Genomic DNA, 8,759 nt, shown 5'->3' with positions numbered 1-8,759 from the left:
TTGAAGCTTAGTCATAAAAAATCACCTCATCATAATTGATAAGGTGATCATACTGCGCCGTTAGACGCATTCATAGACGTTCGGTTATAGTGTGCTTACAATGCAATCGGTGATTAGCCGCAACTAGAAAGACTTCTGATTTTTAGGTGTAAACTAAAATACCCGTCTATCACTACATTGAGCAGTGATAAACGGGTATTTAACAGGCATAAAACCAGTTTCTAGGTTAATTAAACAGTTTATTTAGATCGATTCGCATACTCATGAGGACTAATAGGATCGCACCGATCGTCAACGAAATGAACTCACCGATGGCAATGGTTCCCCAGTCGATCCAAAACGTTGGCCAAAAAGCGGCGTTGCCTAACCAGGCAAGTTCCAACGCAATGGTAAACATTGAGAAGGTTACAATTAGTACCCCTGCGACTAATTTACCATAAAAATTTGAAATGTGTTTGGCCACGTAATAGAGCACGAGCATCGTGACAAAAGTTGATAAACTGCCCCAGATCACATCGACAATACCGTTTGGTGAAGCCAGATTAGAAATCGCAACTCCTAGTGGCACGGCAATGACGTAACGCTTATTATAGATTGCCAATAGGTTAAGCATTTCTGCCAACCGAACTTGGACAGCTCCAAAACTAAAGGCTGCCAAGACCGTCGTAATCACGACATAGAGTGCAGCGACGACAGCAACTCGGGCGATATCTGAAACCGAGTTGATGCCAAAATGTGAAGTCTTAGAATTCATCGTAAATTCTTCCTCCGTTTTGAGATATTTAAATGATTGCTGAATACACAACAGTGGTATACGTTACCGTATTTAAGCCGAAATTACAAGTTAGGATTCAGAATCAAAGCGGTGTTTGAGTTTATTTTCGCCGTACTGAAAAACTTCTTCCGGATCTAAATCATACTTGCTGCAAAGAATCAGCGTTTGATCAAACACGTCGCATAATTCTTCTTTCAGGTGGTCACGTAATTCTGGTTTGGTTGCGTGATGTTCACCAGGATGGTCGCGGCCCAGCTCGATAGTGCGGACGACCTGGGTCAATTCACCCATTTCTTCAGTTAAAAAATTCAGCCGAATCAACGAGTTGAACCGATACCAGTTACGACCTTCGTAAAATTGTTTGAGCCATGCTTGATGTTCTTGAATCGTCACTATCATTGCCCCATTTCTCAGGAAATTTAAAACGGCGCCTCTACCGAATAGAGGCCGCCGTTTTATTTGAATAATTAAATTGTACCATAATTAACCGGCTTGCAAGATCCACAGGAAGGCGATGAAGACAACGGCTAAACCATACATGATGGGGCTGACTTCTTTACCCTTTTTAGCAGCAATCATTGAGAGTGGATAAGTAATGAAACCAAGTGCGATCCCATCTGAGATACTGTAGGTCAAAGGCATTCCGACCAAGATCAGAAAGGCAGGCGCCGCAATTTCAAATTTTTCCCAGTGAATATTTTTCAAAGATTGTGCCATCAGCATCCCAACGATAATCAAGGCTGGTGCGGTGACTTGGCTGGTAATGACGGTCAGCAGTGGTGAGAAGAATGAGCCTAATAGGAACAAAACACCAACGACCACTGCGGTAAACCCAGAACGGCCACCAACGGCGATCCCGGCTGAAGATTCAACGAAGGCACCCATTGGTGAAGTCCCTAACAGTGAACCAACGACCATTGTGGTGGAATCAGCTGCCAAAGCTTTACCAATGCGGGGAATTTTATTATTTTTAACGATCCCAGCTTGTTCGGTTAAACCAACCAAGGTACCAGTGGTATCAAAGAAGGTGACCAGTAAGAAGGTCAGCACAACCACGGCCAATTGTAAGGTATTGATGTGACCCACGTTCATTAACGAAACACCCAAAGTGGAATGGAGACTTGGCACACCAGATACCCATTGAGTAGGGGCGTGAATCAAGCCCAGTGATAAGCCAATGATGACGTTAATGACCATCCCGATGAAAATGGCACCAGGAACGCGAGCACTCATTAAAATAATGGTTAAGATCAAACCGATAATGGTTAACCAAGTTGAACCGACGTGCAGAGAACCTAAGCCAATCATCGTTGACTTGTTGGCAGTGACTAAACCGCCATCACTTAAACCGATGAAAGCGATGAATAAACCGATCCCGGCACTGATTGCCATCTTCAAATCACGTGGGATGGCATCAACGACCATTTCCCGAATCTTAAAGGCGGTGAGGATCATGAATAAGATCGAAGCTACAAAGACACCGGCTAAAGCTGTCTGCCAAGGAATCTTCATACCAAGCACAACGGTGTATGAGAAGAACGCGTTGATCCCTAAACTTGCGGAAATGGCGATCGGGTAATTTGCCACGATGCCCATTAAGAAACAGCCAAAGGCACTGGCTAAGGCCGTTGCTGTAAAGACGGCACCCTTATCCATGCCGGAAACGCCCAAAACGTTGGGGTTGACGAACAAAATGTAGACCATGGAAATAAACGTGGTTAAACCTGCTAGGAATTCCTTCTTATATGATGTCCCTAACTCATCAAACTTGAAATATGACGCGATTTTTTGACCCATAAGAATTAAGTCCCCTTATCTAAAATAATTGCTATAATGTTCGTGTTTCATAAATAAAAACCAGATATAATCGTAACATTGTTTAATATCATTTGCAATATACGAATAATAAATATTTTAAAAAACGAACGTTCGGCAATGATAGAAGAAAAACAGTGAAAAATAGTGTACAGTAAATACGGAAATTAACGAAACGAGGTTAGAGACATGACAAAGTGTTTAATTTTAGGCAGCGATCAGCCAGTCGCCCAGCTGGTGGCGAAACAGCTGACAGGGATGGAAGTGGCCGGCTTTTCTGAAGTTGATAAAAATGCTGACTTTTACGGTGATGCCCGCAAAGCTGCCACTTATATGGAAGCAGTTAAAGGAGTGGACGTTATCTACTCCGATTTCGTTGGGATGGACGTGGATTGGAAACTAGAAGCCGTCTTCACCGCACTTCGAAAGCAGCAGCAAACCGTCAGAACCGTGATGCGATCGGTTGCTGGTATTGATCAAGAAGTTGATGGCCCGCTTACATATTCCGGAATCACCGATGTCAAAGAATTTCTCAAACAGCAACGTTATGGCATTAAAATTGTGGATGAGGCTGAGATGCCGTACACTGTTTTACGGCCGATTATCAACGACGAAACTGGCTCTAATCAAGTTCAGCTTATTAATGAGGGTCAACCCGTTCCAGTAAAACCTGTTAGCGCTGCAGCGTTTGCGCAAGTGGTAGTGGATGAGATTCAAAATGGGGCTCACGTTAATCAATCGATTGCTGTTATAGGGCAATAACGTCACTAAAGAGGCTCCCGAAACTTTCGGGAGCCTCTTTAAGCTAGTATTAACGTACCAGTTTGATCAATTAATAAATCGCATAAAGTGTACTAATGCCACAAATAGCATTGGTTGGAATCCAAACAATGTTTCCTATGAGTGTGAGGCCTGGCGCTATTTGTAGTGACCAAATAACAACAAATAGTCCAACCAGTAACTCTAGCCAAGCAGGTACAGCTTTATGGCTATCCTCCGTTAACAAGTGAAGAAGATGCTTTGTTTGCAGAAGATCCTTAAACGAAATGAAATTTAAAATTGAAAATAGAAGGCATAGCATTGCCTTAACATAAACGTTGACATCTAAAAGCAGTGTAGCCCCAGCTGCTGCTAGCAAACTGATTAGTAAGATTAAAATCCTTTTCACTGATACGACCATGATTTATAATTGCCACCTTTAAACTGGAAAATACGTTCTTTTAAGGACGTGAAGAATGCCTTTTCTGAACATTTGTTGATAATTTTGAGAGCAGTCACTCGGCATCCAGAAGCAGTGCTACGCCAACGGTAATAGTTGAACTATTTCATTAATACTTGAAAAAGAATAAAGCAGCTGAATCGATTTCATTATCGTCAGCGCGATTCTTGCTTCTAATCAAAGTCATCTGTCATGGTTCATCTTAGATAGTTTTCTTTTTTTACGGGCGTTGAGTACAAGTAACACTACAGGACCTAAAGTACTTACAGAAGAACTTATCAAGGTTAGGACCGTTAGCCAAAGTGGATGGTTAAAAAAAGTAATCAATATTAGGACCAAGCTAATTCCCCCTAAAGAATCAAAACGCCGATTCCATTTATCATAGGGTTTAATAAATACTTGTGACGGTTTTGAAGATTTCATCGATATGCCTCTACTATTTTATTGGTTTTTAACTTTGGATGATGCCATGGCATCTTAATTGCGTATTCCATTGCTTTAGTTGTATCTTTATAATCTTCTTGATCTGTAGTCTTTTTCTAATACGCATTAGTGATTTGCTGTTAATAACATCTACAGTATACAGGAGATACCGAGATTATCAGAGAAACCAATTGTATACAAGCATCAGGGTAAACTGCTAGTTACACTGTTTTACACGAGTTTTTTGAAAATTGATTATTTAATCCTATTAAGTTCGTACTAGTACACGTAAAACAAGAACCGATCAAGTAATTTCCCAGGTAATACTTAGAGAAAATTGGACTTTTCTACGTGAACATGCAAAATAGCATTTTTAATTTAATGAAATAGCCGCATTGTTATGTGTTATTATCAAACAGTTCATGATAATTTAGTAGACAAAATGGAGGGTAAGCTATGCAAGAAACATTAGGGGCTCGTTTACGGGGAGCACGAATAAGTTCGGGGCTATCACAGAATGATGCCGCAACCATTATGCACATTTCGAGGCAGTCATTTTCAAAATGGGAAAACGACCGCGGTTACCCTGACATTGATAACTTAGTCTATTTAAGTCAGCTGTACAAAGTCTCCATCGATAGTCTTTTAAAAGATAATGATGATATGAGGGCTAAGATTAGCGCTAATAATGCCGAGATCAGTGAGAAACAAAGACAGTTAAGAAAAGTTAATCGAGACCTGTTCCAAAATCGGGATGAAGGTTTGATTTTAGTTATGTTGGCTCTTATTTCGGCAATTGTCCCACCGGTTGGGATACTGCTACCGGTATACGTGATGTGGCGAAATAGTCAATATAACAGTCTTTATAAGACGATTTACTTGGTATGCGCGGTAGTGATATTGATTAGTCTCTGGGGTACTTGGATTATTGTATCTGATAACTTTTTCCAACCACAGACACATGTCTATAGGGTAAACTAGCCGGTAACGTAAACCTTGGATCTCGAGACGCTTATTTTGATGCTGCTACGATATCTTATTGCTTGGATGTGTCGAGTAAACTGAATATGTGCGTCGCCACCAGAATAAGTAACGGTTTTGGTATCGATACTACCTAAGGCTGGCTTTATTGATAAGTTTTTGGTTATGGGCAAGGAAACACGTTCTTTTAAGGGCGTGATGAATTGCCTATATTTGGGTCATCAAGTGTAATAATGAAGTAGCGAAAACCAAGCTACCAAATTAGATATACCCCTGGCATGGAACGTGCCTTAGTAAATAACCGTAACCGCTGCATGACATTTGTAGAATGCTGTGTAAGTCAGCGGTGTTCCTAGAAGCTCGTTACTTTAGTGACGAGTAGTTCACTTAATGCAACTAATGGTTGTCAAAGCAGAAGGTAAGCATTCCGATTCTCCCCAAAGTAGGTACTTACGAATAATCTAGTGATGTTAACAGCAACTCACTAATACGTATTAGTCATCAAGTCTTAGGGAGAGTTTTTCTTATGAAATCTTTTATTAAATATTCATCATTAGCTTTTGCTACTGCACTATTGAGTACTGGTATTATTGAATCAGGTGTAAATGTACAGCAGGCGCATGCTGCTACAATGCCTGATACAACTCAAACAGCTACTAAAAACACAGAATTTACAGCTATGCAAAGCAATCTACAGGCAACACCACATTTATTAACAGAGGATCAGGCTTGGAATTTAATTTCAGCTAAGTTAGAATCGGCAACAGAGGCACAAAAGCAACAAATTCAACAAAAAATTAAAGCTTCTACGAATATAGAAAAAGATGGCAATGATACTATTGCAACAGTTTCAGATATTTCCATTGAAAGAGCCTATATGTCCGTACTGGATCCCTCTGCTTTGATCGTAAGTGCTCGTTCAACAGGTAAGACCAAAATAGTTTGGCATGGGGCAGCTAAAAAGGGTAATGTTGATATTTATTTAAGTGCCAAATGGCTAAATTGGCTAAAAGATCTACCAGCAAACACTGCTGTCTCAGTAGCTATGTATGCTTTATTGACTCTCGCTGGCGGGGGAGCTGGCGTACTTAATTATGCATTAGGCAAGGTTGTAAAATTAGCCCTAGATGAAAATATTAAGCATTTTAAGACAGGGAGAGTCTTCAAATTTCGGGGTTGGAAATATAAGGGGATTAGCCACCAATAAAAATAAATTAGGAGTTAATCATGATTAATATGAAGTCAATAAAAGAAACGTTTGCCACACAGTTTACCCATAAATCATATCGTATAATGCAAATAATAGCCGGGACTGCTCTAGTTTTAGCAATTGTGTTAAACTTCTTCAGAGCAACTCACAATTTTGCGATTGGACTAATCTCGTTTTCTTATTTTATGTGTGTTGACTTACTTATTTTTCGCCTCTGCAAAACTAACCTAAATCTAATTCTATGTCTTATTTTAGGCTTGCTACTTCCTATTTTTTTATTTTTCCCAATATTGATAGTATTGGCCTTTGCTGCTGGTTATTAAATTAACGGCTAGTTAAACTTAATTTACAAGTTTGATAGGTTACAAAAAGCCATCTAGTATTGAGCTAAGGCTATATGCCATCTATAGTAGACAAGCAAATAATTTTGGCTTGTCTACTATAGATGGCGATTTTGTATGGGAAAAAAGGATCCGGATACGCAAAAGAGATATATTAAATTAAGTACGTTGTCACTATAGTATTAGAAGCCGGAGTAAAAGTCCGTCAGATCATTGAATGGATAATTAACTAATATAATTTAGATATAAAATAGGCAGCCAATCAACGCTCGAATTTCAACGTTGATTGGCTGCCTCGAAAAATAAGACTACTCAGTTCTAACTTTGCATCACGCGTTAGACCAGTTTGATGCGGAATACAGATGATGGTTCAGTGATCAACCGGACAGACACTAGGACATTTTGCTATCACAGATCTTCATACTTCTTAGAGTCATTTATCATGCTTCGTTTTAGAGAGTTTTCTTTTTTTACGAGCATTGAGTACAAGTAAACCTAAATAAGCTAAAATATTTACAAAAAAACTTATTGAGGTTAGGACTGTCAGCCAAAGTGGATGATAAAAAAAGGTAATAAATATTAGAACAAAACCAATCGCCCCCAGAGAATCAAGACGTCGGTTCCATTTATCATAAGGCTTAATAAATACTTTTGAAGGCTTTGTGGGTTTCATTGATGTGCCTCTATTATTTGTTTATTTTGTCAGGTGAAGCAGTAGTTAGCTGATCTGCAATTAGTTCTCAAATACCTGATTCCCGATCTTTATAAATAAGCGATTCATTTATCAGCGTAAGGTTTAATAAAAGCACTAGAAAAGTTTCATTTTATTAAGTTGAAATATGAAACGTTTTTCGGACGATATTAGCAAAACGCTCTCCAACATGTTCACGCTGTGGTACAAGTCACTTTTGAACAGGAGAGACATTTACCCTAATTTAAGTTCACAAAAAACGCCCAACATTGCTGTTAGAACGCTTCTTGCTTCCCATGAAATTATCTATCATGTTTCATCTTAGATAGTTTTCCTTTTTTACGAGCATTAAGCACAATTAAGCCTATATCAATCGATATGTTTGCAATAGTAATTACAGATGTTAGAATCGCCAACCACAGTGGGTGGTATAAAACCGTAACGATTACTAGAATTAATGAAATAGTCCCCAAAGGTTTAAATCGTTGATTCCATGTATTGTAAGGTTCAATAAATACTTTAGAAGTCTTTGTAGGTTTCATTGATGTGCCTCTATTATTTTATTGGTTTTTAACTTTGATGGACGTCCAGTGATGCATCTCAAAAATCTTACCATTTTTAACTTTGGAAGCCTTCACGGTTTGTTTAATTGCACTTCCCATTGCCTTTACCGCATCCTTATAATCCTCTCCATATGTCAGTGCAACAATTGCTAGTAAGCCAGCCGCTGCTGCACCAGCATGAGCACCAACGAGGGTACGCTTTGATAAGTATAAATCAGCGTTTCCCTTTTTCATAGCACCATGCCAGACAATTTTAGTAACACCAGTTTTTCTGTTGCCAACTACTAAGACGTTTGGCGCTAATACAGATAAATAAGCGTGTTCTAAGGCTGAATCTTTGATTTCCATGATCGTTTCGTTGCCCTGGACAGTTGTGGTAACTGCTCCCCTTACTTTCTGGGCGATTTCGTTCATTTGATCAGGTGTGGCAGTGGTTAGCTTATCTTGAATTAGTTCCTGTACATCCGATTCTTTTACTAACTGAGGTTGAGCGTTTTCTACTCCGGTAGTTGTCTTAGTCGAGTTTACACTTTGATTAGTTGCAGCATGTACAATAACACTGCTTACTAATGGTGTGCCTATGGCGCTGAACGATAGCATTGCTAAGGCAGACGTTGCAGTCAGCTTAATGAACTTGCTACATGAGCGAACTGGTACTCTATTATTCTTAAAGTTGGTCATCTTTAAAATCCTCCACTAAATTAATGGTTCTAATGCGCATTAGAGGTTTTCTGTTAACAC

Annotated in this window: 9 protein-coding genes; 3 read left to right on the top strand and 6 right to left on the bottom strand. The window is 39.4% G+C overall.

The features are described 5' to 3' along the window. Nucleotides 1-226: 226 nt before the first annotated feature. From FFM73_RS08945 to FFM73_RS08935, 3 genes are all read right to left on the bottom strand, one after another. Nucleotides 227-754: a QueT transporter family protein gene (locus tag FFM73_RS08945; protein WP_137631415.1), complete on the bottom strand. Its 528-nt coding sequence runs from the start codon at nucleotides 752-754 to the stop codon at nucleotides 227-229. A 90-nt stretch (nucleotides 755-844) separates the two neighbouring features. Then, nucleotides 845-1,174, bottom strand: a complete 330-nt coding sequence (locus FFM73_RS08940) for a MazG nucleotide pyrophosphohydrolase domain-containing protein (protein WP_373278653.1) — start codon at nucleotides 1,172-1,174, stop codon at nucleotides 845-847. Between the two features lie 84 nt (nucleotides 1,175-1,258). Continuing rightward, the gene (locus FFM73_RS08935) at nucleotides 1,259-2,572 is read right to left on the bottom strand and encodes an NCS2 family permease (RefSeq protein ID WP_137631413.1); all 1,314 of its coding nucleotides are present in this window, start codon (nucleotides 2,570-2,572) and stop codon (nucleotides 1,259-1,261) included. A 207-nt stretch (nucleotides 2,573-2,779) separates the two neighbouring features. On the opposite strand from FFM73_RS08935, the gene FFM73_RS08930 reads away from it, so the two are divergent. The 3 genes from FFM73_RS08930 (at nucleotide 2,780) to FFM73_RS08920 (ending at nucleotide 6,420) form a co-directional block, all read left to right on the top strand. Next, complete coding sequence (locus tag FFM73_RS08930; protein WP_137631412.1) at nucleotides 2,780-3,352, top strand: NAD(P)H-binding protein; 573 nt, start codon at nucleotides 2,780-2,782, stop codon at nucleotides 3,350-3,352. Nucleotides 3,353-4,688: 1,336 nt separating this feature from the next. Further along, entirely contained in the window at nucleotides 4,689-5,213 is a 525-nt protein-coding gene (locus tag FFM73_RS08925; protein ID WP_137631411.1) for a helix-turn-helix domain-containing protein, read from the top strand. Between the two features lie 526 nt (nucleotides 5,214-5,739). Further along, complete coding sequence (locus FFM73_RS08920) at nucleotides 5,740-6,420, top strand: hypothetical protein (protein ID WP_137631410.1); 681 nt, start codon at nucleotides 5,740-5,742, stop codon at nucleotides 6,418-6,420. A 777-nt stretch (nucleotides 6,421-7,197) separates the two neighbouring features. On the opposite strand, the gene FFM73_RS08915 is transcribed toward FFM73_RS08920, so the two are convergent. From FFM73_RS08915 to FFM73_RS08905, 3 genes are all read right to left on the bottom strand, one after another. Then, nucleotides 7,198-7,437, bottom strand: coding sequence for a hypothetical protein (locus FFM73_RS08915; RefSeq protein WP_137631409.1), 240 nt, complete (start codon nucleotides 7,435-7,437; stop codon nucleotides 7,198-7,200). A gap of 320 nt (nucleotides 7,438-7,757) precedes the next feature. Then, nucleotides 7,758-7,997: a hypothetical protein gene (locus FFM73_RS08910; RefSeq protein WP_137631408.1), complete on the bottom strand. Its 240-nt coding sequence runs from the start codon at nucleotides 7,995-7,997 to the stop codon at nucleotides 7,758-7,760. A gap of 18 nt (nucleotides 7,998-8,015) precedes the next feature. Then, nucleotides 8,016-8,699: a hypothetical protein gene (locus FFM73_RS08905; protein WP_137631407.1), complete on the bottom strand. Its 684-nt coding sequence runs from the start codon at nucleotides 8,697-8,699 to the stop codon at nucleotides 8,016-8,018. Between the last annotated feature and the right edge of the window lie 60 nt (nucleotides 8,700-8,759).

This window comes from Secundilactobacillus hailunensis, from assembly GCF_005405185.1.
Taxonomy (GTDB): Bacteria; Bacillota; Bacilli; order Lactobacillales; family Lactobacillaceae; genus Secundilactobacillus; species Secundilactobacillus hailunensis.
Note: the sequence above shows the minus strand (reverse complement) of the source record. Positions and strands in the feature narration are given on the sequence as shown.